General features: G+C 67.2%; 21 protein-coding genes. 9 read left to right on the forward strand and 12 right to left on the reverse strand.

Annotated elements, in window-relative coordinates:
* Window positions 1–2: 2 nt before the first annotated feature.
* On the forward strand, window positions 3–3167 hold the full coding sequence (locus DEQ67_RS07665; RefSeq protein ID WP_115859864.1) for an oligosaccharyl transferase, archaeosortase A system-associated: 3165 nt from the start codon (window positions 3–5) through the stop codon (window positions 3165–3167).
* A gap of 157 nt (window positions 3168–3324) precedes the next feature.
* Here DEQ67_RS07665 and aglM read toward each other — a convergent pair whose 3' ends face one another.
* The gene (gene aglM, locus DEQ67_RS07670) at window positions 3325–4617 is read right to left on the reverse strand and encodes a UDP-glucose 6-dehydrogenase AglM (protein ID WP_115859862.1); all 1293 of its coding nucleotides are present in this window, start codon (window positions 4615–4617) and stop codon (window positions 3325–3327) included.
* Window positions 4618–4738: 121 nt separating this feature from the next.
* Here aglM and DEQ67_RS07675 point away from each other — a divergent pair, with 121 nt between their 5' ends.
* Window positions 4739–5707 carry a DUF368 domain-containing protein gene (locus DEQ67_RS07675; protein WP_004063270.1) on the forward strand — a complete coding sequence of 323 codons (969 nt, stop codon included), beginning with the start codon at window positions 4739–4741 and terminating at the stop codon, window positions 5705–5707.
* A gap of 105 nt (window positions 5708–5812) precedes the next feature.
* Here DEQ67_RS07675 and DEQ67_RS07680 read toward each other — a convergent pair whose 3' ends face one another.
* Complete coding sequence (locus DEQ67_RS07680; protein ID WP_004041411.1) at window positions 5813–5968, reverse strand: rubrerythrin-like domain-containing protein; 156 nt, start codon at window positions 5966–5968, stop codon at window positions 5813–5815.
* Between the two features lie 167 nt (window positions 5969–6135).
* A complete protein-coding gene (locus DEQ67_RS07685) occupies window positions 6136–6690 on the reverse strand; it encodes a class I SAM-dependent methyltransferase (protein WP_004041412.1) in 555 nt (184 codons plus the stop codon).
* A 196-nt stretch (window positions 6691–6886) separates the two neighbouring features.
* Between DEQ67_RS07685 and DEQ67_RS07690 the strand changes: the two genes are divergently transcribed.
* On the forward strand, window positions 6887–7075 hold the full coding sequence (locus tag DEQ67_RS07690) for an HEWD family protein (RefSeq protein WP_115859860.1): 189 nt from the start codon (window positions 6887–6889) through the stop codon (window positions 7073–7075).
* Between the two features lie 29 nt (window positions 7076–7104).
* On the opposite strand, the gene DEQ67_RS07695 is transcribed toward DEQ67_RS07690, so the two are convergent.
* Both DEQ67_RS07695 and DEQ67_RS07700 read right to left on the reverse strand, forming a co-directional pair.
* The gene (locus DEQ67_RS07695; protein WP_115859858.1) at window positions 7105–7785 is read right to left on the reverse strand and encodes a phosphoglycolate phosphatase; all 681 of its coding nucleotides are present in this window, start codon (window positions 7783–7785) and stop codon (window positions 7105–7107) included.
* Window positions 7786–7893: 108 nt separating this feature from the next.
* Complete coding sequence (locus DEQ67_RS07700) at window positions 7894–9096, reverse strand: Cdc6/Cdc18 family protein (RefSeq protein WP_115859856.1); 1203 nt, start codon at window positions 9094–9096, stop codon at window positions 7894–7896.
* Between the two features lie 356 nt (window positions 9097–9452).
* On the opposite strand from DEQ67_RS07700, the gene glpA reads away from it, so the two are divergent.
* The 6 genes from glpA (at window position 9453) to ptsH1 (ending at window position 17140) form a co-directional block, all read left to right on the forward strand.
* Complete coding sequence (gene glpA, locus DEQ67_RS07705; protein WP_115859854.1) at window positions 9453–11240, forward strand: anaerobic glycerol-3-phosphate dehydrogenase subunit GlpA; 1788 nt, start codon at window positions 9453–9455, stop codon at window positions 11238–11240.
* Window positions 11227–12495, forward strand: a complete 1269-nt coding sequence (glpB, locus tag DEQ67_RS07710) for a glycerol-3-phosphate dehydrogenase subunit GlpB (RefSeq protein ID WP_115802731.1) — start codon at window positions 11227–11229, stop codon at window positions 12493–12495. Before glpA ends, glpB begins: the two co-directional genes overlap by 14 nt.
* Entirely contained in the window at window positions 12492–13802 is a 1311-nt protein-coding gene (locus DEQ67_RS07715; protein ID WP_049896069.1) for an anaerobic glycerol-3-phosphate dehydrogenase subunit C, read from the forward strand. The genes glpB and DEQ67_RS07715 overlap by 4 nt, the downstream gene beginning before the upstream one ends.
* Before the next feature lie 364 nt (window positions 13803–14166).
* Entirely contained in the window at window positions 14167–15699 is a 1533-nt protein-coding gene (gene glpK / locus DEQ67_RS07720; protein ID WP_004063264.1) for a glycerol kinase GlpK, read from the forward strand.
* A 3-nt stretch (window positions 15700–15702) separates the two neighbouring features.
* Complete coding sequence (locus tag DEQ67_RS07725; protein ID WP_004063263.1) at window positions 15703–16767, forward strand: hypothetical protein; 1065 nt, start codon at window positions 15703–15705, stop codon at window positions 16765–16767.
* A 97-nt stretch (window positions 16768–16864) separates the two neighbouring features.
* Window positions 16865–17140, forward strand: coding sequence for a phosphocarrier protein HPr (gene ptsH1, locus DEQ67_RS07730; RefSeq protein ID WP_004063262.1), 276 nt, complete (start codon window positions 16865–16867; stop codon window positions 17138–17140).
* Window positions 17141–17223: 83 nt separating this feature from the next.
* On the opposite strand, the gene dhaM is transcribed toward ptsH1, so the two are convergent.
* The 7 genes from dhaM to DEQ67_RS07765 form a co-directional block, all read right to left on the reverse strand.
* Window positions 17224–17610 carry a dihydroxyacetone kinase phosphoryl donor subunit DhaM gene (gene dhaM, locus DEQ67_RS07735; protein WP_004063261.1) on the reverse strand — a complete coding sequence of 129 codons (387 nt, stop codon included), beginning with the start codon at window positions 17608–17610 and terminating at the stop codon, window positions 17224–17226.
* Complete coding sequence (dhaL, locus tag DEQ67_RS07740) at window positions 17607–18305, reverse strand: dihydroxyacetone kinase subunit DhaL (RefSeq protein WP_004041423.1); 699 nt, start codon at window positions 18303–18305, stop codon at window positions 17607–17609. Before dhaL ends, dhaM begins: the two co-directional genes overlap by 4 nt.
* 123 nt (window positions 18306–18428) lie before the next feature.
* Complete coding sequence (dhaK, locus tag DEQ67_RS07745; RefSeq protein ID WP_115859852.1) at window positions 18429–19427, reverse strand: dihydroxyacetone kinase subunit DhaK; 999 nt, start codon at window positions 19425–19427, stop codon at window positions 18429–18431.
* A gap of 164 nt (window positions 19428–19591) precedes the next feature.
* A complete protein-coding gene (ileS, locus tag DEQ67_RS07750; protein WP_115859850.1) occupies window positions 19592–22723 on the reverse strand; it encodes an isoleucine--tRNA ligase in 3132 nt (1043 codons plus the stop codon).
* 435 nt (window positions 22724–23158) lie between these two features.
* Entirely contained in the window at window positions 23159–23767 is a 609-nt protein-coding gene (locus tag DEQ67_RS07755) for a hypothetical protein (protein ID WP_115891247.1), read from the reverse strand.
* Window positions 23768–23799: 32 nt separating this feature from the next.
* Window positions 23800–24105 carry a hypothetical protein gene (locus DEQ67_RS07760; RefSeq protein WP_115802609.1) on the reverse strand — a complete coding sequence of 102 codons (306 nt, stop codon included), beginning with the start codon at window positions 24103–24105 and terminating at the stop codon, window positions 23800–23802.
* Window positions 24106–24240: 135 nt separating this feature from the next.
* Entirely contained in the window at window positions 24241–25656 is a 1416-nt protein-coding gene (locus tag DEQ67_RS07765; protein ID WP_115802610.1) for a DUF4397 domain-containing protein, read from the reverse strand.
* Window positions 25657–25734 lie beyond the last annotated feature (78 nt).

A 25734-nucleotide genomic window follows, 5' to 3' on the forward strand; every position in this document is an offset into this window, starting at 1 on the left:
CAATGAGTGACGAGCAAACAAAGTATTCGCCCTCCATAGCGGATCTCGCTCGCGACTGGTATCACATACCGGTCCTCTCGACTATTATTCTCGTCATGCTGTGGATACGCCTCCGCAGTTATGACGCATTCATTCGAGAGGGCACAGTGTTCTTCTCAGGAAACGACGCCTGGTATCATCTTCGCCAGGTGGAATACACCGTCCGGAACTGGCCCGCGACGATGCCGTTCGATCCGTGGACCGAATTCCCGTTCGGCCGGACCGCAGGTCAGTTCGGGACAATTTACGACCAACTCGTCGCGACCGCGGCGCTCGTCGTCGGTCTGGGAAGCCCGTCATCAGACCTCGTAGCCAAGTCGCTTTTGGTCGCGCCGGCCGTCTTCGGTGCGTTAACCGTTATCCCAACCTACCTTATCGGGAAGCGTCTCGGCGGCCGTCTCGGTGGGCTCTTCGGTGCGGTTATTCTGATGCTTCTCCCAGGAGCGTTCCTCCAACGTGGGCTCGTTGGGTTTGCAGATCACAATATCGTAGAGCCGTTCTTCATGGGCTTTGCCGTCCTCGCGATCATGATCGCCCTCACGGTTGCCGACAGAGAGAAACCCGTCTGGGAACTCGTTGCGGCACGCGACCTCGATGCGCTCCGTGAACCCCTGAAGTGGTCCGTTCTCGCCGGTGTCGCAACGGCCATCTACATGTGGTCGTGGCCACCGGGAATCCTTCTCGTCGGTATCTTTGGCCTCTTTTTGGTCCTGAAGATGGCTTCCGACTACGTCCGCGGTCGGTCGCCTGAACACACGGCGTTCGTCGGTGCCATCTCGATGACGGTCACCGGCTTACTGATGTTCATCCCGATCGAGGAACCGGGATTCGGGGTGACCGACTTCGGCTTCTTGCAGCCGCTGTTCTCACTCGGCGTCGCCCTCGGTGCTGTGTTCCTCGCCGCACTCGCCCGGTGGTGGGAATCGAACGACGTCGACGAGCGGTACTATCCTGCGGTGGTTGGCGGAACCATGCTTGTCGGGATAGTGCTGTTTTCTCTCGTCCTTCCGAGTGTTTTCGATTCGATCGCACGCAACTTCCTCCGTACGGTTGGGTTCAGCGCCGGCGCTGCGACCCGAACCATCAGTGAAGCCCAGCCGTTCCTCGCAGCAAACGTACTCCAGTCGAACGGTCAGACTGCTGTCGGCCGTATCATGTCCGAGTACGGCTTCACCTTCTTCACAGGTGCTCTCGCGGCAGTGTGGCTCGTCGCGAAGCCGCTTGTCAAGGGTGGAAACTCGCGGAAGATCGGATACGCTGTCGGGAGTCTCGCCCTCATCGGAGTACTCTTCTTGATACCGGCGCTTCCAGCAGGAATCGGCAGTGCCCTGGGCGTCGAATCGTCGCTCGTTAGCCTCACCATCGTCACCGCACTCATCGTGGGCGCAGTGATGCAAGCCGACTACGAGAGCGAACGTCTGTTCGTCCTCGTGTGGGCAGCCATCATCACGTCGGCAGCGTTCACGCAGGTTCGTTTCAACTACTACCTCGCGGTGGTCGTCGCGGTGATGAACGCCTACCTCCTCCGAGAGGCCCTCGGAATCGACTTCATCGGCCTCGCGAACGTCGAGCGCTTCGACGACATCTCGTATGGGCAGGTCGCAGCAGTCGTGATTGCCGTCCTCCTCATCCTCACGCCCGTTCTCATCATCCCGATTCAACTCGGCAACGGCGGCGTGTCTCAGACCGCCATGCAAGCGTCCCAGACCGGTCCAGGAACGGTCACTCAGTGGGACGGGAGCCTCACCTGGATGCAGAACAACACACCCGCAGAAGGTGAGTTCGGCGGCGAATCGAACCGGATGGAGTACTACGGGACGTACGAGTACACGGACGACTTCGACTATCCGGACGGTGCGTACGGCGTCATGTCTTGGTGGGACTACGGTCACTGGATCACCGTCCTCGGCGAGCGCATCCCGAACGCGAACCCGTTCCAAGGAGGTGCCACCGAGGCAGCGAACTACCTCCTCGCCGAAGATGAACAGCAGGCTGAGTCGGTTCTCACCTCGATGGGTGACGACGGCGAAGGCGACCAGACCCGCTACGTCATGGTCGACTGGCAGATGGCTTCGACCGACGCGAAGTTCAGCGCGCCGACCGTCTTCTACGACGAGTCGAACATCTCCAGGTCGGACTTCTACAACCCGATGTTCCGCCTGCAAGAACAGGGCGAGCAAACGACTGTCGCCGCCGCGTCGAGCCTCAAGGACCAGCGGTACTACGAGAGCCTGATGGTCCGGCTCTACGCGTACCACGGCAGCGCCCGCGAGGCGTCGCCAATCGTCGTCGACTGGGAAGAACGTACGTCCGCCGACGGCTCGACCACGTTCAGAGTGACGCCCTCGGACGGGCAGGCGGTCAGGACGTTCGACAACATGAGCGCCGCGGAGGAGTACGTCGCGAACGACCCGACCTCCCAGATCGGCGGTATCGGTACGTTCCCCGAGGAGCGCGTGTCCGCCCTCGAACACTACCGCCTCGTGAAGTCCTCGAACAGCTCGGCGCTCCGCTCGGGGTCCTACCAGCGGTCGCTCATCAGCGAGGGCAACACCTACGGCCTCCAGCCGCAGGCGCTCGTCCCCAACAACCCCGCGTGGGTCAAGACGTTCGAGCGCGTCCCCGGCGCGACGGTCGACGGCAGCGGTGCCCCGGCCAACACGACGGTGACCGCGCGCGTCCAGATGCGCGACCTGACGACTGGCACGAACTTCACCTACACGCAGCAGGCCCAGACCGACGCCGACGGTGAGTTCACGATGACGCTCCCGTACTCCACGACCGGCTACGACGAGTACGGCCCGGACAACGGCTACACGAACGTCAGCGTCCGCGCGGCGGGCGGCTACGCGTTCACCGGGCCGACCTCGGTCACCGGGAACAGCACCATCGTCAGCTACCAGGCGGAGAACGTCGCCGTCGACGAGGGCCTCGTCAACGGTGCCGAAGACGGTACCGTGCAAGTCACCCTCGAACGGAACGAACAGGAACTCGACCTGCCGGGCGATTCTTCGTCCGAGGATAGCTCGTCCGAGGACGGCACGTCCGACGACTCGCAGACGAACGAGTCGGCGTCGACATCGACCTCGGCGTCGGTCGACGCCAGCGCGGTCTCGGCCGCCGCGTAACACGAGCCGAGACGGCGACGACTCTCGCGGTCGCAGTTTCATTTTCCACACGCAGTTCAGAACAACCGCCGACGGTCGAAAAGCGAGTGCCGAGCGAAAGCCGCTCGGAAGCAGTCTTCGGCTTCGGTTCCGGTCCGGCTCCGACTCCGGTTCCGGCTCAGACGAGCGACTCGTAGTCGAGACCCTCGCGGCGGGTGACGATGCGGCGGCCGTCGATGACGATGCGCTCGCGCATGGCGTCGAACTCGTCGTCGAGCGCCGCGAACTCGTCCCAGTCGGTTGCGACGAGCGCCGCGTCGGCGTTTGCGAGCGCGTCGGCGGCGGAGTCGGCGTAGTCGATGTCGGGGAACCGCTCCCGCATGTTCTCGGTGGCGACGGGGTCGTAGCCGACGACGTCGGCCCCTGCGTCGAGGAGCGCCTGAATGAGTAAAATCGCGCGGGATTTCCGGATGTCGTCGGTGCCGGGCTTGAACGCGAGTCCGAGCACGGCGACGCGCTTGCCGTCGAGGTCGAATCGCTCGCGGAGGAGGTCGAGCATACGCTCCGGTTGGCCGTCGTTGACGTCGACGGCGGCCTGCAACAGACGCGGTTCGTAGCCTTGAGCGCGGGCGGCGGCGATGATGGCAGCCGTGTCCTTCGGGAAACACGACCCGCCCCAGCCGAGACCCGCACCGAGGAACGCCGACCCGATACGGGAGTCGAGGCCGATGCTCTCCAACACTTCCGCGGAGTCGACGCCGAACTCCTTGCAGATGTTCGCGAGGTCGTTGGCGAGGCTAATCTTCGACGCGAGGAAGGCGTTGTTGGCGTACTTTATCATCTCGGCTTCGCTGATACCGGTCTTGACGACGGGTGGGTTCCCGGCGCGTTCGACGAGCGGGGCGAAAATCTCGGCTAGCGTCTCGTACGCCCGGTCGGTCTGCGCGCCGAGGACGATTTTGTCCGGCGAAAGGAAGTCGTCGACGGCGGTGCCTTCGCGGAGGAACTCGGGGTTCATCGCGATATCGAACCCGTCGCCGACGCGTTTCCCCGAGGCCTCTTCGATTCGCGGCCCGATGACGTCGACCGTCGTCCGCGGAACGACCGTGCTCTTGGTGACGACGAGGTGCGAATCGTCCTTCCGGGCCAGCGTCTCACCGAGCGAGGTCGCCGCGGCTGTCATCGCGCCGAGGTCGATGCTGCCGTCGTCGTTCGACGGGGTCGGCAGGGCGAGGAACGTCGCGTCCGTGTCGAGAATCTCGTCGTAGTCGGTCGTCGCTCGGAGTCGGTCTCCCGCGTACCGTTCGACGAGCTCGGCCAGTCCGGGCTCGTGAATCGGGGCCTGCCCATCGTTGAGTGAGGCGACGACGTCTTCGTCGATGTCCACGTTGACGACGTCGTGTCCGAGTTCAGCGAAGCACGCCGCGATAGTCGTGCCGACGTACCCACTCCCGATGATACTGAGTTCCATTGGTAGAGTTGTGAATGCCAGGTGGTTTGATTCTTTCCGAGTCCCGTAGTTCACTGAGGAAACAGCCGGAATCACGTAGCGGTGGACTGATATCCTCCCCGAGAGAGGGTCCGACAACGAAATGTCGAGGAACTCAGACGGGGACGCTCCCCGGCTCTCGTGGCTTCTCATCTACCTGAAGGGCGTCTGCATGGGTGCCGCCGACGCCGTGCCGGGCGTCTCGGGCGGCACAATCGCGCTTATCACGGGTATCTACGAGCGGCTCATCAGCGCGGTGACGGCCATCACACCCGGCCGAATCAAGCGCGCCCTCGGCGTCGTCGTCCCCGGACGCCGGGCCGACGCGGTCGCGGCGATGCGCGAAGTCGACGTCGGCTTCCTGCTCGCCCTCGGCGCGGGTATCGCCACCGCAATCGTGACCGTGATGCGCGTGCTCCACATCGCGCTCAACGACGCGCCGGTGCCCACCTACGGCTTTTTCTTCGGGCTCATCGCCGCGTCGGCGGTCGTGCTGTACGCCCAAGTCTCGCTCGACGGCCCGCGTCAAATCGCGGCGGCCGTCGCCGGGTTCGGCCTCGCGTTCGTCGCCTCGGGCGGGAGCGGCGGCGCGTTCGGACACTCGCTGCCCGCGATTGCGGTCGCCGGCGGCATCGCCGTCAGCGCGATGATTCTCCCCGGCGTCTCCGGGTCGCTCATCCTGTTGATTCTCGGGCAGTACGAGTACATGAACGCGGCGCTCAACGCGTTCATCGACAGCCTCCTCGACGTCGCCGGCGGCGCACCGCTGTCGGTCGTCGTCGAACCGGGGACGGTCGTCGTCACGTTCATGGTCGGAGCCGTCGTCGGCCTGTTCAGCATCGCGCACGTCGTCCGCTGGGCGCTCGAACACTACCGCCGGGCGACGCTGGCGTTCCTCGTGAGCCTCATCGTCGGCGCGCTCCGCGCGCCCGTGGTGGAGAGCACCGCCGCGCTCGTCGACGCGGGACGGTCGTGGACGACGGAGCTCTACGCCTCGTTCGCCGTGGCCGCGGTCGTCGGCGCGGCGGTCGTCCTACTCGTCGACCGGTACACGGACGTCATCGAGTCGTGAGCGCGCATCGGAGCGGCGCATCGAAGCGGGGTGCTCCGACGCCCCGTGAGAAGGAAGTCGGTCATCGTCCGAATCGATGACGTGCGGAATCGCGCGACTCGCGCCTCACTCGCGGGCGACGGCGATGTTTCGAACCGACCCGCCGCAGTCGGGACACTCCGACAGGTGGCTCGCGCTGACGGTCCGAGTCCGACAGGAACGACACTCGTAATACCCCTCGGTCGGGTGATAGTCGTCGATGACTGAGTTATGTAACACCATGATATACTATACCATGGTTTTCGTGGTAAGCGTTGTCCTGATATTCACCAAATTACTCTAGTACATTAATATTCTACGCCGGTATGGACACTCGAACGAGAAGCGAATCAACTTCGGCACGGCTCACTGTTCAATTCTAACGGGGTCACTTCACGGGTTCGTTCGCGTCAGCGCCGGGCGACGCAGACGAACGTCTCGCGTCGGGTCTCGCCGTGGGTGACGGTGAAGCCGGCCGCTTCGAGCGCGGAGACGGCGTCGCCGAGGCCGAATCGCTCGTCTCGCGGCGGGCCGTCTTCGCCCGAGCCGGATGTGGACCAGTCGACCACGACCACGGTGCCGCCGGGACGGACGACGCGAGCGAGTTCGGCGAGCGCCTCGTCGGTGGCGAACTCGTGGTAGGTCATCGTCGAGAAGGCGGCGTCGAGGTGGTCGTCGTCGAACGGGAGCGACGCCACGTCGGCCGTGACGAACTCGACGTTGTCGGGCGCGCCCTTCTCGCGGTAGTAGTCGTGCATGACCGCCTGCACGTCGACTGCGTAGAGCGTGCCGACGTGCGGGGCGACCTCGTCGGTGAAAAAACCGGTGCCGCTTCCGAGGTCGGCGACGACGCGTTCGGGCGCGACGCCGAGGTGCGAGAGCAGTTCCTCCCGCGAGACGAACCGGAATCTCGCGGGGTCGTCCAGTTTCGCCGCCCTGTCGGCGTCGAAGGTGTGAAAGCCCATGCGATTCACTCCGCGTCCCGAGCCGTAAGTCCCATCGGTTCCTCCCCGAGTCGTGTTTGTCTCGTGCATAGCCGCCGGTGAGTCAGTCCGCCACCGGGTCGAAGCGGGTCGGCGCGAGTCGGCGCGAGTCCGAGCGACCGCCCGCGAAACTGCCGACGGCGATGGGCTTTTTTGCCCGGCAGTCGGTCTCACAGGTATGGAACCCCAACTTCGACGGCCGACGCGACGCGCCTGCGAGCGCTGCGGTCGGGTGGAACGCTGGGACGACGACGCCGCGACGTGGCTCGTCGACGAGACGGACGGCGAGAAACGGGTCGGAAGCCCCTACTGCATCCACGAGTGGGACATCAACGGCCGCTTCGCTCCCTTCGAGGAACCGGCCTGAGACGCCGACGAGCGGCGCGCGGTCGGCGGTTACGCCGCGTCATCTTCCCGGAGCGAGTCGAGCACCGACAGCGTGCCGTCCATGAACGACCGGTCGAGCACCGTGTCGGCGGCCTCCTTGGCTACGTCGTCCGCGTTGGCGACGGCGTACGACCGCCCGGCGACCCGGAACGTCGAGGCGTCGTTGACGCTGTCGCCGACGGCGACGAAGTCCTCGGGGTCGTAGTCCATCGTCTCGCAGACGCGTTCGAGGCCGACGCCCTTCTCGACTCCCGGCGTCTTGATGTGGTAGGCGAAGCCGGTGTCGATGACTTCGACGTCGAACTCGTCTGCGACTGCCCGGAGGAGCGCCTCGTCGGCGTCGAGACGGGCGATGATTTCGGTCTCGCGCCAGCGGTTCGCGGTGTCCGCGGCGTCCCAGCCGAGGTCGCCGCCGCGGGCGACGAACTCGTCGGCGGCGGCCTGCGCGGCCTCGCGGTCGCCGGTGAACGTCACCTCGCCGTCTGCGAGGACGACCCCGCCGTTCTCCGCGATGACGGTCTGTGGGAGGCCGAGATAGTGACACAGCGAGACCGGGTACGGAAACGCCTTGCCGGTGGCGAGGATGACGGGCGCGTCCCACGCCGGGAGCACCTCGAACGCGCGGGGGTCGAGATGTCCGTCCGCGTCGGTGAGCGTCCCGTCGATGTCGAGTACGAGCGGCGGAACCATACCCGGAGTTGGGCGACGGGGGAAAAAGGTTCAGCGGTCGGGGAGAACCGCGCCGCGGCCTGCGCTCTCGACGCCGACGACGAACTCGTGGCGGCGAGCGCCGACGCCTCAGCGCTCGGCGTCGTCCAGCCCGCGGAACGCCAGCGTCGAGAAGTTCGGGACGGGTCGCGTCGCCGGTCTGCCCGGGCCGTCGGTGGAGTCGGAGTCCGAAACCCGGCGCACGATGCCGAGGTCCGAAAGCTCGTAGAGGACGCGCCGGACGGTCGCCGGCGACAGCGACACCCGCGGCGACGCGGCGATGTGCTCGGTTGCCGTCGAGACCGAGGCCGTCTCCTCGTCGTCGAGCGCGACGAACGCCCGGAGGACGCGCCGGCGGCTCTCTGGGAGCGCGAACACGCGGCCGAGCGAACAGCCGTCGTCGGGGACGGCGTCGATGCCGGCGCAGACGTACTCGGTGTCGATTGTGTCCGCGCCGTCGGCCGCGGCGAGCGTCGCCGCCCCGTAGAGGGCCGACAGCGCGTCGTGGGCGTCGCCGTCGGCCCACTCGGCCACCTCGCGCGTCGCCTCGTGCGGGAGCGCGTTGCGGGCGACGCCGTCCGACGCGCGAGCGACGAGGATATCGACGAGGCTGTGGCGCTCGTAGGCCGAGACGGCGATGGACGCCGCGTCGGTTACGTCGGTTACGTCGTCGTCATCACCGGCTTCGGTCGCGTCGCTCCGCGGGCCACGGCCGACGGTGAGCACCGAGACGTGCGGCGACACCGAAGAAAGCGTCTCGACCGCCGTCGCCGCGGAGACGGTCTCCGGCTCGCCGACGTGGTCGACGGCGACGACCGCGTGTTCGTCGTGGGCGACCCGCGCCGTGAGCCGCTCGCGGAGCGCCTCGACGCCGACGCCCTGCGAGGGCACCGGCTCCTTCGAGAGCGTTTCGAGCGCCGCGTGAAGGAGCGCGAACTCGGTCGGAGCGTCCCGGGCGTCGACGTAGGCGAACGAGGTCGTCGGCGTGGCGGCGGTCCGCGTCGCGGTGTGGATGACCGACCGTCGGGCGGGGAGGGCGCTGGCGAGGTGCTCGAACAGCGCCGCGACGACCGCCGACTTCCCGACGCCCTTCGGCCCGTGGACGTGAGCGTCGGGCGGCAACTCGCCGTCGAACACCGGGTCGAGATGGTCGAGAATGCGTTCGAGCGTCGGACCGCGGCCGGTCGGCTCTCGGGGATGAGCCGTCGGGTCGAGCGCGCTCAGGTCTCGGACGAGCCGCCGTCTCTTCCCGCCGCGTCGACGCCGCCTGGTGATTCTGTCTTCGAGGCGCATGGCGTGGAACGTTCCGTGGCTGACGGTATCCGGCGCACGCCTAAAAACCGACCACTACCGACGGCCGCCGTGTGGAATGAGAACACGAAACACTAAAATCGGCCGTTCGGAGCGCTTCAAAGGCAGTTGAGAGGTTCGTGACGACCGCCGAGCTCGAAGCAATCGTAACTAATAGTAACAATAATTTTGAATTATTGCCGTCGTTTTGATTCGGCGTAGAAACGCCGAGATACGGTATTCTACGACCACTACGATGGCATTCCGGTCTGTGAAGTGGTCCGTTCTGTGAGACGAACGGGGCGCGAGACGAGTGAAGGTAAAATAAAGTGCCGTCGGTCCTACCTCACGAAAGACAGATGAAAAAATCGCCGAGCGTCCTCGTCATTGGCGGGGGGTCGACCGGCACGGGCATCGCGCGCGACCTCGCGATGCGCGGGCTGGACGTGACCCTCGTCGAGAAGGGGAACCTCACACACGGGACGACGGGGCGGATGCACGGACTCCTCCACAGCGGGGGCCGGTACGCGGTGTCGGACCAGCCGTCCGCCAAGGAGTGTATCGAAGAGAACCGCGTCCTGCGGCGTATCGCGGGCCACTGCGTCGAGATGACGGGCGGGCTGTTCGTCCAGCGCCCCGAGGACTCCGACGAGTACTTCGAGAAGAAACTGGAGGGCTGCCGCGAGTGCGGTATTCCGGCCGAAGTGCTGTCCGCCGAGGAAGCCCGCGAGATAGAGCCGTACCTCGCGAAGGACATCAAGCGCGCCATCAAGGTCCCCGACGGCGCGGTCGACCCGTTCCGCCTCTGCGTGGCGAACGCCGCGAGCGCCGTCGAACACGGCGCGCGCATCGAGACGCACTCCGAGGTCACGGACGTGCTCGTCGAGGGCGGCGAGGTCGTCGGCGTCGAGGTCACCCACCAGACCGGCACCGGCCCGTACGTCCACGGCGAACCCGGCGAGGTCGAGGAAATCCGCGCCGACTACGTCGTCAACGCGACGGGCGCGTGGGCCGGCCAAATCGGTGACCTCGCGGGCGTCGACGTGGAGGTCCGCCCGTCGAAGGGCGTCATGACCATCATGAACACCCGGCAGGTGGACACGGTCGTCAACCGCTGCCGGCCGAAGGGCGACGCCGACATCATCGTCCCCCACGAGACGACGTGCATCCTCGGGACGACCGACGAGGAAGTCGAAGACCCCGAGGACTACCCCGAGGAGGGCTGGGAAGTCGACCTGATGATAGAGACGCTCTCGGAGCTCGTGCCCATGCTGGCCGACGCGCGGACGATTCGCTCCTTCTGGGGCGTCCGCCCGCTGTACGAGCCGCCGGGCACCGGCACGGAGGACCCGACGGACATCACCCGCGAGTTCTTCCTGTTGGACCACGCCGACCGCGACGACCTGCCGGGCATGACGAGCATCGTCGGCGGCAAGCTCACGACCTACCGGATGATGGCCGAACAGATTTCTGACCACGTCTGCGAGAAGCTCGGCGTCGACGCCGAGTGCCGCACCGCCGACGAGCCGCTACCGGGCAGCGAGGACTTCACCGTCCTCCGCGACTACATGGACGACTTCGGCCTGCGGTCGCCCATCGGCCGCCGGTCGGCCCAGCGCCTCGGCTCGCGCGCCGACGAAGTCCTCAACAGCGTCGACCCCAACCCGGTCGTCTGCGAGTGCGAGGCCGTCACCCGCGCGGAGATTCAGGACGCCCTCGACACCGCGGGCACGGACCTCAACTCCGTGCGCATCCAGACGCGCGCCTCGATGGGCAACTGTCAGGGCGCGATTTGCTGTCACCGGATGGCGAACGAACTCGCGCCCGAGTACGACGAAAAGACCGTCCGCGCCTCCCTCGACGACCTCTATCAGGAGCGCTGGAAGGGCGAGCGCCACGCCATGTGGGGCACGCAGCTCTCCCAGACCGCGCTGAAGCACATGCTCCACGCGGCGACGATGAACCGCGACGAGGACCCCGCCGCGGCCGACGCCGATATCGACTTCGCCGCCTTCGACGACGGCGGCGCGTCGGAGGGCGACGCCTCGGGCGTCGCGTCCGGCGGCGCGGTGGCAGACGGCGGCCGCGAACGGGCCGCGGACCGCGCGGACGACGACGCGCTCGGAGGTGCAGATGGCGATAACTGACGACGTGCTCGTCATCGGCGGCGGCATCGCCGCCTGCACGGCCGCGCTCTCGGCCGCGGAGACGGGCGCTCGCGTGCGCCTGCTCGCCCACAAGAAGAGTACGCTCCGACAGGCAAGCGGCCTCGTGGACGTGCTCGGCTACGCCGGCGGCGACGGTCCCCTCTCGGACCCCTACGCCGGCCTCGACGCGCTCCCGGAGGGCCACCCCTACCGCGTCGTCGGCGAGGACGGCGTCCGCGCCGGTCTCCGCATCTTCGACGAGGCGGTCGGTGACGCTTACCGCGGCGGCCACACCGATTCGAACGCGCTCGTGATGACCCACGGCGGTGCGGTGAAGCCGACCGCTCGGTATCCCGCGTCGGTCGCGCCCGGCCTCGCCAGTTCGTCGGGCGACACGCTGCTCGTCGGCTTCGCGGGTCTCACGGACTTCGACGCGCCCGTCGCGGCCGACCACCTCGCGGCCGCCGGCGTGCCGTTTTCGGCCCGCGGCGTCACCGTCGAGTTCCCCAAGCGGTTCCGCGCCGACGCGAAGGTGACCCGGTTCGCCAAGGCGCTCGACCGCGACGAGGACGTGGACGGCGGCACGGTCCGCTCCGTCCTCGCTGACACCGTCGCCGACGAGTTAGACGGCGAGTCGCGCGTCGGTTTCCCGGCGATGCTCGGCGACGACCACGACGAGGACGTCCGCGCGGAGCTTTCCGACCGACTCGGCGTCCCCGTCTTCGAGGTGCCGACCGGGCCGCCGAGCCTGCTCGGACTCAAGCTCGAAGACATCCTGTTCGACGCGCTCGACGAGGCGGGCGTCCGCATCTCCGCGGGCAACCCGGCGGTCGACTTCGAGGCCGACGCCGGCCGCGTCGAGACCGTCGTCGTCGACCAGAAGAGCCGACCGACGCCCTACTCGGCCGACCAGGTCGTCCTCGCGACGGGCGGCCTCGTCGGCAAGGGCCTCGACTCCGACCGCGAATCGGTCACGGAGCCCGTCTTCGGCTGTCACGTCCCGCACCCCGAGGACCGCTACGACTGGTCCGCCCCCGAGGCGTTCGGCGACCACGCGTTCGCGCGCTTCGGCGTCGTCCCCGACGACGAACTCCGACCGACCGACGAAGACGGCGAACCGCACTTCGAGAACCTGCGCGCCGCGGGCGGCGTCGTCGGCGGTGCCGACGTGGCGCGCGAGAAATCCGCGAGCGGCGTCTCCTTGGCGACGGGTGCCGTCGCCGGCCGACTCGCGGGCGAGGAGGCAACCAGATGAGTGACGCAGAATCCCCAGGCAACCCGACTTTGACCCCCGACGCACAGACAGACGACTTCGAGGCCGTCGAGGTGTTCCCCGACAGCACCGATATGGACCTCCGTCCCGGCGCGGACAACTGTTACAAGTGCACCGCCTGCGACGTGTCCTGCCCGGTCGCGGAAGTCGACGACGAGTTCCCCGGGCCGAAGTTCCAGGGACCGGAGCAGTGGCGGCTCAAGCGCAAGGAAGACGAGGCCGTCGACGACTCCATCATGTCGTGTTCGAACTGCATGCGCTGTGACGACGCCTGTCCCTCGGGCGTCCCGCTCAGCCAGATGCACAACACGGCCCGCGGCGAGTACGTCGACGAGCAGATGGACAAGCTCTCGCGGGAGTACATCCGCAACCGCATCCTCGCCAACTACGGCACGCTCGCCCAGTTGGGCAGCATGTTCCCGCGGCTGGCGAACGCCGTCATGGGCAACTCGGTCGTCCAGCGGATAAACGAGAAAGTGCTCGGCATCACGGCCGAGCGCGACTTCCCCGAGTTCGCCACCCAGACGTTCCGCGAGTGGTGGAACGAACGCGGCGGCCCGCAGGTCCGCTCCGAGGAAAAGCGCGTCGCCTACTTCCACGGCTGTTACTCCAACTACAACACGCCCGAGGTGGGCAAGGCGATGGTCCGCGTCTTCGAGTCGTTCGGCTACGAGGTCGTCGTCCCCAAGCAGCGCTGTTCCGGGACGCCGATGTTCGCAAACGGGATGCTCGACGACGCCAAGCGCGCCGCCGGCATCAACGTCGACAACTTCGCGGGGCTCATCCCCGAGGGCTACGACATCATCGCGTCGTGTACCTCCTGTTCGATGTCGCTCCGCCAGGAGTACCCCGAACTGTTCGACATCGACGGTATCGAGGACCTCTCGGCGCACACCTACGAGGCGCTGGAGTACCTCCGTATCCACGAGGACCTCGAAGGCGCGGTTCGCGAGGCCTCGGTCGACGACCAGGCGTTCGCGTACCACGCGCCGTGTCACGGCCGCAATCAGGGCCTCGACCGGCAGGCGGTCGAGCTGTTCCGCCAGCTCGACGGCGTCGAAATCGAGGACGTGGGCGACTCCTGTTCCGGCATCTCCGGCACCTACGGCTGGAAGGAAGAGAAGTACGACAAGTCGATGCAGATCGGCGCGGACATGTTCGACCACATGGAGCACGCCCAGGGGAGCGTCGGCATGACCGAGTGCCCCACCTGCTCGATGCAGATGGAACACGGCACGGGCTACGACATCAAGCACCCGCTCCAGCTCCTCGAAGAGGCGCTGGTCTGACTCGCGCGCACAACTGACGGACGGGACGCGTTCGAGCGCCGCACCACTCGGGCCGCGTCGCGCTCGGCGCGCGCGCCGGTTCGGCGGCGGTTTAGAGGACCGTGTTGCCGGTTAATCGCCGTTTTTCCCCGTTAATCGGCGGACGCGGTCGTTCTGTTCGCCGGACCGACCCGATGGTTAAAACGGTCGAAAAAAGCGCCCGTGTGAAATAAAACTCCCGAATACAGTGGGTACAAGCCCTCTACCCCGAATACAAACGCCACAGTATGCGGGGCAGTAGTAAAGAAACATTTATCATATAATTTGTACACGTTTGTAGTGGTAGGACTCTCACACCGAGAGTTCGTATCGAGGTTGGTTAGAAATGTCAGGAGAAACTTACGTCGGTGCCATCGACCAAGGTACCACAGGCACGCGGTTCATGGTGTTCGACCACGACGGCAAGGTGGTCGCCAACGCCTACGAGAAGCACGAACAGATCTACCCGGAGCCCGGTTGGGTCGAACACGACGCAAACGAGATTTGGGACAACACGAAGCAGGTCATCGACGCGGCGCTTTCGAGCGCCGGGCTCGACGCCGAGCAGTTAGAAGCCATCGGCATCACGAACCAGCGCGAGACGACGCTCGTCTGGGACCGTGAGACCGGACAGCCGATTCACAACGCCATCGTCTGGCAGGACCGTCGGACGACCGACCGCATCGAGACGCTCGAAGCGGAGGGCAAGACCGACGACGTGCGCGCGAAGACGGGGCTCGAACCCGACGCGTACTTCTCTGCGACGAAAGCCGAGTGGCTGCTGGACAACTCCGACCCCATCAAGCTCCAGCGCTCCCGACCCGAAGATATCCGAGACCGCGCCGCCGACGGCGAACTCGCCTTCGGGACCATCGACACGTGGCTCATCTACAATCTGACGGGGAACCACATCACGGACGTGACGAACGCGTCGCGGACCATGCTGTTCAACATCCACGACATGGAGTGGGACGACGAACTCCTCGACGAGTTCAACGTCCCGCGCGAACTCCTCCCCGAGGTCCGCCCGTCGTCCGACGACGACTACTACGGCACGACCGACGCCGACGGCTTCCTCGGCGCGGAAGTCCCCGTCGCCGGCGCGCTCGGTGACCAGCAGGCCGCACTGTTCGGCCAGACCTGTTTCGACGCCGGCGACGCGAAGAACACCTACGGCACCGGCTCGTTCATGCTGATGAACACCGGCGACGAGGCGGTTATGTCCGAACACGGCCTCCTCACCACCGTCGGCTTCCAGCGCTCCGGTGAGCCGGTCCAGTACGCCCTCGAAGGCTCCATCTTCATCACGGGCGCGGCTATCGAGTGGCTCGAAGACATGACGCTCATCGACAACGCCGCCGAGTCCGAGAAGCTCGCTCGGTCGGTCGAGTCCACCGACGGCGTCTACTTCGTCCCCGCGTTCACGGGCCTCGGTGCGCCCCACTGGGACCAGCGCGCCCGCGGTACCATCGTCGGCATGACCCGCGGCACCCGCCGTGAGCACATCGTCCGCGCGACGCTCGAATCCATCGCGTTCCAGACGCGCGACGTGGCCGAGGCGATGGAGTCCGACAGCGACATCGACCTCTCCAGTCTCCGCGTCGACGGCGGCGCTGTCAAGAACAACTTCCTCTGTCAGCTCCAGTCGAACATCCTCGACACGGAAATCGTCCGCCCGCAGGTCGACGAGACGACCGCCCTCGGCGCGGCCTACGCCGCCGGCCTCGCCGTCGGCTACTGGGAGACGCTCGACGAACTCCGCGAGAACTGGCAGGTGGACCGCGAGTTCGAGCCGAAAGACCCACAGAACGTCGAGCACCGCTACGGCCGCTGGAAAGAGGCCGTCGACCGCTCGCTCGACTGGGCACGGGAGGAATAACACGTGTTCGAAGCATTCGCACTCCAGATTCCGGTCATCGGCGTCAGTACCGAGCGGTTCATCGTCCTCCTGCTCGCGGCGTTCGCGGGCGGCATGTTCGGCGCGGCGCTCGGCGCGCTGCCGTCGTTCATCTTCACCGGCTTCGTCGTGCTGCTCGGCGAGACGGCGGGCATCGTCATCCGACAGTTCGAAGGTGCCGACCTCGTCACCGCCGGCGAGCTCGGCACGGGTATCACCGGCAGTATCGGGTTCGGTCCGTTCGTCGGCCCGCACATCGCCTTCGCCGGCGGTGTCGCCGCCAGCGCCTACGCGGGCAAGCGGTACGCCGACATGAACCCCAGCGAGGGCGGCTACCACTTCGGGAAGGACATCACGTACGCCTTCGGCACGAAGCCCGACATCCTCGCCGTCGGCGGCCTGTTCGGCGTCCTCGGGCTCCTCATCTCCCGGGTCGCCGGCGGTATCGGCCTCCCGCTCGACAGCGTCGCGCTGTCGGTCATGACGACGGCGCTCATCGCACGCGTCGCCTTCGACTACCCGCTCATCGGCTCGCCCGCCGGCAGCGGCCTCCTCGACATGTCGCCGTTCGAGAAGGGCGAGATGCGCGGCGACGGTAGCGGTCGGCCCGCGACCGAGCCGTGGCTCCCCCACCAGTACAAGTGGGTCAACATCGTCGTTATCGGCCTCGGGGCCGGTATTCTCGGCGGCTGGGCGTGGCTCATCACGGGGAGCTTCTTCCTCGCCTACGGTATCTCGGCGGCCAGCCTGCTGTTCTTGAACCTCGGCGTCGAGAAGATTCCCGTCACCCACCACATCACCCTCGGTGGGTCGGCGTTCGCGGGCGTCGCCGCGCCGATGGTCGGCGGTAACGAACCGCTCATCATCGTCGCCGCCGCGGTCGGTGGCGTCATCGGTGCGCTCCTCGGGGAACTCACCCAGCGTATCGCCTACGCGCACTCCGGGACGCACGTGGACCCGCCGGCGATGTCGATTACCATCTACTCGCTGCTCATCGGCGTGCTGTTCCTGCTCGGGGTCATCCCGAACTCGGCGTACCTCGGGCTCTAAACCCGGACGCCTCCGGCCCCGCACCCGTCGTTCACGATTTTTCTGCGCCGCGTTCCGCAACCGGTAGCGATAACGCTCCGCAGTCGATACCCGACGTATGGAACGCATCGTCACCGTCGTCCCGAAAGACGGCCTGCACGCACGTCCCGCCTCCCAGTTCGTCGAGACCGCGAACTCCTTCGACGCCGACGTCCAACTCGGCCGGGCCGACGAGGACGACCTCGTCCCCGCCGCCAGCATGCTCGCCGTCACCGGCCTCGGCGTCGGCCACGGCGAGGAGATTCGCCTCGTCGCCGACGGCGACGACGCGGAGGCCGCGCTCGACGCGCTCGAAGCAGTGCTCTCGACGCCCGAATCCGGCGACGAAGAATAAGAACCGACGGCCCGCCGCTCCCGCGGCGGTGTTTTACCGGCACGAATCGACGAACCGACTCAGTTCGGCCGGTTCAGCGCAGATCAGTTCAGCTTCCGGTAGTCGCGGGCGTCCTCGGCGCGCTCGACGACCGAGTCGAGCGTCGCCTTCTTGCTCGTCGTCTCGACGGCCGCGTTGAGCGTCCCCTCCAGCACCGGCGCGTCCGCGATGACCGCCTCGGAGTCCATCGCCATCTCGATGGCGAGCTCCGCGTTCATCACGGCGCTGCCGAGGTCGACGAGGACGACGACGCCGTCGCCGTCGTCCGCCTCCTCGATGCCCTCGCGGATGCGGTCCGGCGAGGTTCCGATGCCGTCTTCGTCGCCGCCGGCGGGGACGATGCGGGCGTTGCCGCCGCCCATCTGCGCCGCGACCTCCGCGATTCCCTCGGCCGCCTTCGCGCTGTGCGAGACGACGACGAGGCCAATCATTCGCCTCTCCCGACCGCGTCTTCGGCCCGCGCGTCGCGGTCGACCTCGCCGTCGAGGTACTCCTCGGCCGTTTCGAGGAGCTCTTCGAGGATGAACAGCGTGCTCGTCGCGCCGGGGTCCTGATGGCCGACCGAGCGCCAGTCGAGGAACGACGCGCGGCCCTTCATCGCCTTGATGGGGACGGTGAAGGCGACGCCGCGCTCGGCCGCATCGACGGCCTTGGCGAGGGCTTCCAGCGGCGGGAGGTCGTCCTGCTCGATAGACTTCTTGTAGGTGTGGACGGCGGGCACGAGCGCGTCGACCATCGTCTTCGCGCCGACCTGCGCGCCGCCGCGGTCCTTGACCTTGTCGAGGTACGCTTCGGCGAACGCCACCGACGACTCGGCGGTGATGCCGTCTTCGAGCTCTTGGCTAGCGAACATGATAGAGCCGCCGTAGAGGGGGCCGGAGGCCCCGCCGACGTTCGAGATGAGCGTCGTCCCGACGTTTTTGACGACCTCGTTCGGCTCCATCTCGACGAACTCCTCGCGCTTGTCGGCGGCCTTGCCGAAGCCGCGTTCCATGTTCGCGCCGTGGTCGGCGTCGCCGATGGCGGAGTCGAGGTCCGTGAGATACTCCCTCTCCTCGGCGAGGCGCTCCGCGACGTTGTCGAGCGCGTCCAGCACCGCTTCGCGTTGTGTCTCTGCGTCAGCCATGGCTGACCTTCGTCGGCCGGGGGTTAATCCCTTGTCCCGCGGGACTGTTCTGCCGCGAAAAATCGGTGACGTGTCGGGGGTCGCCGGCGCGAGTTCGCTGCGACCGACGACGCGGCGCGTCGCTTACTCGGTGACGGTCAGGCCGGGCGTCTCCGCGGGCGCGCCGAGCAGTTCCTTCAACTCGTCGTCGACGCGGAGCACGGAGACCGAACAGCCCATCATGTCGAGCGAGGTCATGTAGTCGCCGACCCACGCGTCCCACGTCTCGACGCCGCGGTCGTCGAGGATGGACTGGAGCTTGCGGTTGACGATGTACAGCTCCGACAGCGGCGTGCCGCCCATGCCGTTGACCATCGTCACGACCTCCTCGCCCTCGTCGAGGTCGAGGTCGTCGAGGACGTTCTCGGTCAGGTGTTCGGTAATCTCGTCGGCGCTCATGACGTCGGCGCGCTCGGTGCCCGGCTCGCCGTGGATGCCGATGCCGAGTTCGATTTCGTCCTCGCCGAGGTCGAACGTCGGCTCGCCCTTCTCGGGCGTGACACAGGAGGTGAGCGCCATCCCCATCGTCCGCACGTTGTCGACGACCTTCTCCGCGACCGCCGTGACCTCGTCGAGGTCGCCGCCCGCGGCGGCCTTCGCGCCCGCGCACTTGTGGACGAAGATGGTGCCCGCGACGCCGCGGCGACCCGAGGTGTACAGCGAGTCCTCGACGGCCACGTCGTCGTTGACGACGACCTGCTCGACGTCGACGCCCTCCATGCCGGCCATCTCGGCGGCGGTGTCGAAGTTCATCACGTCGCCCTCGTAGTTCTTGACGACGCAGAGGACGCCCTCGCCCGCGTCCGTCGCCTGAATCATCTCGTTCAACTGGTCGGCCGTCGGGGAGGTAAAGACCTCACCGGCCGCCGCGCCGTCGAGCATTCCGTCGCCGAGATAGCCCGCATGCGTCGGCTCGTGACCCGACCCGCCGCCGGAGACGACCGCGACCTTCCCCTCGACCGGCGCGTCGTCGCGGACGAGAACGTTCGTGCCGTCGAGCCGGCGCAGTTCGGGGTGCGCCGCGACCATCCCGTCGAGCATCTCGTCTACGACCGCTCCGGGTTCGTTGATGAGTTTCTTCATGACTCACCGTCCCTCACGTTCGATGAGGCCAAAAGTGTTGGTCAGTCGGAAGTCGAGGCGGTCGCGTCTGCGAAAAATCGGTGGTAAGCACCCTCCATTTCGCGGGTCGCGGCGGCGGCCGAACGCCGGCGGCGACCGGGGAGGGACGGAAACGCGCGACCGCCTCAGTCGAGTTGGGTGACCGCGATAGTCACCGACACGTCTTCGACGTCCCACGTCTCGACCGTCTCGCCCTCGGCGCTTCCGAGGTCGAACTCGCGGGCGCGGACCTCCTCGGCGATGAGGTCGCTGTTCTCCTCGACGAAGCCGGCGACGCGCTCGTCGTCGACGGCGAGCGACACGTCGATTTCGGCCTCCACGTCGAGGTCGAGCTGTTTGCGCATCTCCTGAATCCGGCGGATGACGTCGCGGGCGTAGCCCTCGGACTCGATGTCGTCGGTGAGTTCGGTGTCGACGTAGACCGTGCCGCCCTCGAAGTCGGCACCGCTGACGTGTTCCGGCGGTTCCGCGCGGTACGAGACCATCTCGTCGGTGAGGTCGTACGTCTCGCCGTCGACTTCGACGCCTGATTCGACCGCGGCGCGCGAGAGCCCCTCGACGGCCTCCATGATTTTTTGCGCCTCAGCGCCGAACTCCGGCCCGATGACGCTCATCTGCGGCTCGGCCGTCTCGACGAGTTCGTCGAAGATCTCGACGACCTGCACGTCGCGGGTGTTCACGCGCTCCGCGAGGAGGTCCGAGAGGGCGTCGACCGCCTCGGCGACGTCCTCGTCGTCGGATTCGACGACGATTCGCGAGACGGGCCAGCGGAGCTTGCGGCCGCCGAGTTGGCGGGCGTGCGCCGCGGCCTCCTCCACGTCGCGGAGGACGGCCATGTTGGCCTCCAGTTCCTCGTTTCGGAGCTCCTCGTCGGCCTCGGGGTACGACAGCATGTGGACGGTCGTCTCCGAGCCGTCGAGCCGCTGGTACATCCGCTCGGCCATGTAGGGCGCGTAGGGCGCGATGAGCCGGATGGACTCCGAGAGCACCGTCGAGAGCGTGGCGTACGCGCCGAGCTTCGACGCCGAATCCTCCTCGTCCCACATGCGCTCGCGGATGGCCTTCACGTAGAAGCGCGACACGTCCTTCGTGATGAAGTCGAGGAGCGTGTTGAGCGCGGTGGAGACCTCGTAATCGTCCCACGCGTCGGCCATCTCGGCCTCGACGGTCTGGAGCCGCGAGAGCACCCACTCGTCGACGACGGTGAGTTCGCCCGCAGAGAGGTCGGCCTCGGCGGGGTCGTAGCCGTCGAGGTCCATGTACGGAAGCGGGAAGCGGAAGACGTTCCAGAAGATGTTGAGCGTCGACTGGGTGTCCGCGAGGCCGTCCCACTCGAACGAGAGGTCGACGCCCTGCTGGTCGTGGCTGAGGAGGTAGGCGCGGAGCGGGTCGCGGCCGGCGCGGTCGATGGCCTCCTCGGGCGTCACGATGTTGCCGACGGACTTGGACATCTTGCGGCCGTCCTTGTCGTTGGCGAAGCCGTGCATGATGACCTCCTTGTACGGCGACTCGCCGGTCGCGGCGGTGCCCATACCGAGCTGCGACCAGAACCAGCCGCGGGTCTGGTCGTGCGCCTCGATGATGAGGTCGGCGGGCCACAGTTCGTCGTAGGCGTCCGTCTCGCCGGGGAAGTCGAGCGTGCCCCACGTGGCGACCGAGGAGTCTATCCACACGTCGAACACGTCGGGGACGCGCTCGTAGGTGACGCCGTCTTCGGTGATGGTGATGGGGTCGACCGAGGGCCGGTGGAGGTCGACCGTCTCGGGGTCGATATCCTGGTCGGCGCGCTCGGCCAGTTCCTCTCGCGTGCCGACGACAATCATCTCCTGTGCGTCCTCGGCGTCGGCGTCCTGCGGAACCCAGATGGGAAGCGGGATGCCCCAGTAGCGCTGCCGGGAGACGTTCCAGTCGGGCGCGTCGCTCACGAAGTCGCGGAAGCGGTTGTCGCGGGCCCACTGCGGGTGCCACTCGGACTCCTCGATGTTGTCGAGGAGCTGTTCTTTCACGTCGGTGACCGTGATGAACCACTGGTCGGTGGCGAGGAAGATGATGTCCGTGTCACAGCGCCAACAGTGGCCGTAGCGGTGGTCGTGCTCGCCGGCGTGGAGCAGGTGGCCGAGTTCGTCGAGGTCCTCGATGACCTCCGGGTTGGCGTCGCGGACGAAGGTGCCCGCGTAGTCGCCGCCCTGCTCGGTGAACTCGCCTTTGTCGTCCACGGGGACGAACACGTCGAGGCCGAGTTCCTGCCCGCGGGCGAAGTCTTCCTGCCCGTGACCGGGCGCGGAGTGGACGAGGCCCGTGCGGTCGGCCTCGACGTAGTCGGCGGTGTACACCTGTCCCGCGCCCTCGAAGTCGGCGTACTCGTCGACCACGCCGTCGAGCGGGTGGTCGTACTCCCAGCCGACCATCTCCTCGCCCGTGACCTCCGAGAGCACCTCGTAGTCCTCGTAGCGGCCCTTCTTCAGGACTTCCTCGACGCAGGGTTCGGCGAGGTACAGCACTTCGCTCTCACCGTCCTTCTCGGCGCGGACCTCCTGATACGTCATCTCGCCGTCGACGGCGACGAACGTGTTCGCGGGGATGGTCCACGGCGTCGTCGTCCAGATGACGAGGTTGCCCTCGCGGCCCTTCAGGGGGAACTTGACGTAGATGGACGGCGAGGTGATTTCGTCGTACTCGACCTCGTTGGCCGCGATGGCGGTCTGACAGCGCGGGCAGTAGTTGACGCTGCGCTTGCCCTGTTCGACGAGTCCGTTTTCGGCGACCTTCGAGAACGCCCACCACGCGGACTCCATGTACTCGGGCGACAGCGTCTGGTAGGGGTTGTCCCAGTCCATCCACGCGCCGATGGACTGGAAGTCCTCGTCCATCGCCTCGCGGTTGCGGACGGCGAACTCCTTGCACTTCTGGATGAACTGCTCCATGCCGAACTCCTCGATGTCGCGCTTCGAGGTGAAGCCGAGTTCCTCCTCGACTTTGACCTCGATGGGGAGGCCGTGCATGTCGTAGCCGGGGCGGTCCGTGACCTGATGGCCCGTCATGCGCTTGTGCCGGATGACGGCGTCCTTCAGCGTCTTGTTCCACGCCGTGCCGAGGTGCATCTGCCCGGAGGTGTACGGCGGGCCGTCGACGAAGAAGAACGACGGGTCGTCGGCGTGTGCCTCCTTCGTCGCCTCGTACGCGTCGTTCTCGTCCCAGTACTCGCCGACGACGGACTCCACGTCCGACGGCGTGTACTGGTCTGCGATGTCTTCCATACCCCGTCCTTCTCGCGGATATATATCAAAACGGCGGGTCTGGTCCGCGTCGGCGGGACGTGCCGCCGGGTCGGACTCAGACACGGGAGACCCTCCGCTGTCGGTGGTCTGTTGGTCGCTGTCGATACGCCTGTCGGGTGTGGGTCGTGCGTCGCTCCATGTTGGGTTCCGGTGGTCGTGGTCACACCGGACGGGAGACCGCTGTCGCTCGGAAGTCGATACGGGCGGGAGTCGAGGATGAGAGATGTGCGAGGCTACCGCCCCGCAATAATGGGCGACGGGGCGACGACCGAGCGCCGTGACTGGCCGACCGCGGGCGGGCGGCGCAGAGTCAGGAGTCGTCGCATGCTGTTCGAACGAAGTCTCGGAATCGACATAACGCTTACTCCGACGCCGACTCGCGGCCCGACGCCACCGCCACCGCCACCACCGACGCTATCGGTCCGCCCAGCGACCGACGCGGTAGGTCGCCACAGTCTGTTCGGGGTCGGACCCGTGGGTCGTGCCGGACTCGTCGTCGCGCTCGAACACCCGGAGCGCGGCGTTCGTCGGGGCCGCCCCCCTCGCAACGTCGAACGTCGAGAGGTGGGTGCAGACGAGCGTGTCGGCATCCACCTCGAACACCTCGGGGTCGGCCGGCGGCGACCGCCGAATCGGGATGTCGGCGTCGCGCCACCCGGTCCACGACGGCGACTGCGCGACGTTGTAGAACGCGGCGTCCTCGCGGGGCATCCGGACCTCGAACAGGAGGACGAACGAGTCGCCGTCGGCTTCCAGCAGGTCGTTCGAGTACTGCCCCTGCATCGCGCGGTCGGTGAACACGTCCCGCTGGTCGGCCGGCGGGTCCGAAAAGAGCCACCCGCGGAAATCGGCGTCGTCGGGGAACGACCCGGTCACGTACCGCTCGTCTGCCGGATGGAGTTTCGAGTGGCCGGTGTCGGCGCGGATTCGACCGCTGGTGGTTCGTCGGGCGTCGGCGAGACAGCCAGAGAAGCCGGCAAGCGAGAGCGCGGCGGCGCTCGAAAGGAGGGCTCGGCGGTCCATGCAAGGAGGCTCGGAGGCCTCCGGGTTAACGTTTAATCCCACGTAATCCACAGGAGGACCCCCAGCGCGACCGCTTGGAGGACGTGGATTCCCATCAGCACCCGCCACGCCGCGGCGGGGACGGCCGTGGCGAACCAGACCGACAGCGCCGGGTCGACGAGGTAGTAGTAGAGCGCGAAGAGGCTCTGTGCGAGCAGAAAGACGCCGAAGACGACGAGACCGAGCGCGTGCTTCGACCGGAACAGCAGGTAGTTCCGCGCCCAGATGCCGAGCATGACGACGAGGAACGTGACGCTCGCGCCGAGCGAGAGCCGCGCGGCGTCGACCCAGACGCTCATGGCCGCCGCTGGGCGCGCGGCAGTCCGAATCGTCGGGGTCGTGTCGTCGTCATTCGTTGGAGAGGAGGTCACTCGGAGGGGAAGCGTGGGGCTGAGCGAGGCCGACCGCCGGGCGGTCGGATGACTCGCCCCGGCTCAGTTGTCCGCGACGACGCTGAGGTCGAACGCGGCGTCGGCTGGCTCGTCGTCCGGCGTCAGGTAGCCGAGCGCGATGGCGGTGTAGGCGCGGCCGCCCTCGACCGCGACGTCGAACTCGGCGGCCACGTCGCCGTCGTTCGACTCCGTATCGCCCCGAATCTGGAGCGTGTACTCGCCCGCGGGGACCTCGACGGTCGCGGCGTCGCCGAAGGCCGCGCCGTCGACGAGGGCGTCCCCGGAGCCAGCGACGGTCACGTCGACTGCGGGCGCGTCTGGCGAGGCGTGAAGCACCCGGACGCGGGCCATGTCGTCCGCGGGGGCCGAGCGGTCGTCTTCGAGGAGCGAGACGGCGAAGCCGTTGTCGGCCGCCGAGTCGAGTTCGCCGAGCGCCGCGGCGGTGTACGCGCCGGCCGCGAGGTCGAGCATCTCGTCGAAGACGACGGTGTCGGGCGCGTCGGTCGCGCGAATCGTCACTTGGTGCGAGCCGGCGGTCAGCGCGAGGTAGTCGCTGACCGCGCCGAACGGCACGTCCGAGAGCGCGACCGCCCCGTCGACGAGCACGTCGACGTTCGGCGCGTCAGGCGAGAGGTGCGCGGCGCGGAGCGACACGTCGCGCTGGACGAGTCCGCCGCCACCGGACCCGGCGTCGACGACCGCGACGGGCCGGAAGCCCGCGTCGGCCGGCTCGTCGTCGGGCGTCAGATAGCCCGCCGCGAACACCGTGTAGACGGTGCCGCCGGCGAGTTCCACGTCGAACTCCGCGACCGCGTCGCCGTCGTTCGACTCCGTGTCGCCCCGGACCTGAAGCGCGTAAGTATCGGCCGGCACCTCGACGCTCCCGGACTGGGTGAAGGAGACACCGTCGAAAAGCACCGTATCGCCGGCGGTCACGTCGACGGCGGGTGCGTCGGGCGAGGCGTGGACCACCCGGACGCGGGCCGTGTCGTCGGCCGGGAGCGACACGTCGTCTTCGAGGACGAGCGGTTCGAACGTCTCCTCGGAGAGTTCGCCGACCGCGGCGACGGTGTAGGTCGCCTCGGCGACGTCGAGGTCGCCCTCGAAGGCGACGGTCGACTCGTCGCCGGCGGCGGTCACTTTCACCGTTCGGGTCCCGACGGGCACCGAGAGGTAGTCGCTGACCGCGCCGAACGGCACGTCCGAGAGCGCGACCGCGTCGTCGACGTACACGTCGACGTTCGGCGCGTCCGGCGAGAGATGCGCCACGCGGAGCATCGCCATTTCCGGCTCCGGCGTCGGCGTCGAGGTCGGCGTCGGCGTCGGCGTGGGGGTCGCCGTCGTGGTCGTCTCGGTTTCGTCGTCGGCCGTGCCGCCGCCCATACATCCTGCGAGTCCGCCCGCGATGGCGACGCCACCGAATCCACGGAGCACGTCGCGGCGTTTCATGTTCGTCATAGCGACAGGAGATGAGAGCGGCGATTGGGACATCACCGTTTTCCCAAATCTGACCAGAATATCCCCATAAATAAGTAC

Origin of the sequence: Haloferax sp. Atlit-48N (genome assembly GCF_003383015.2) — an archaeon.
Taxonomy (GTDB): Archaea; Halobacteriota; Halobacteria; order Halobacteriales; family Haloferacaceae; genus Haloferax; species Haloferax volcanii.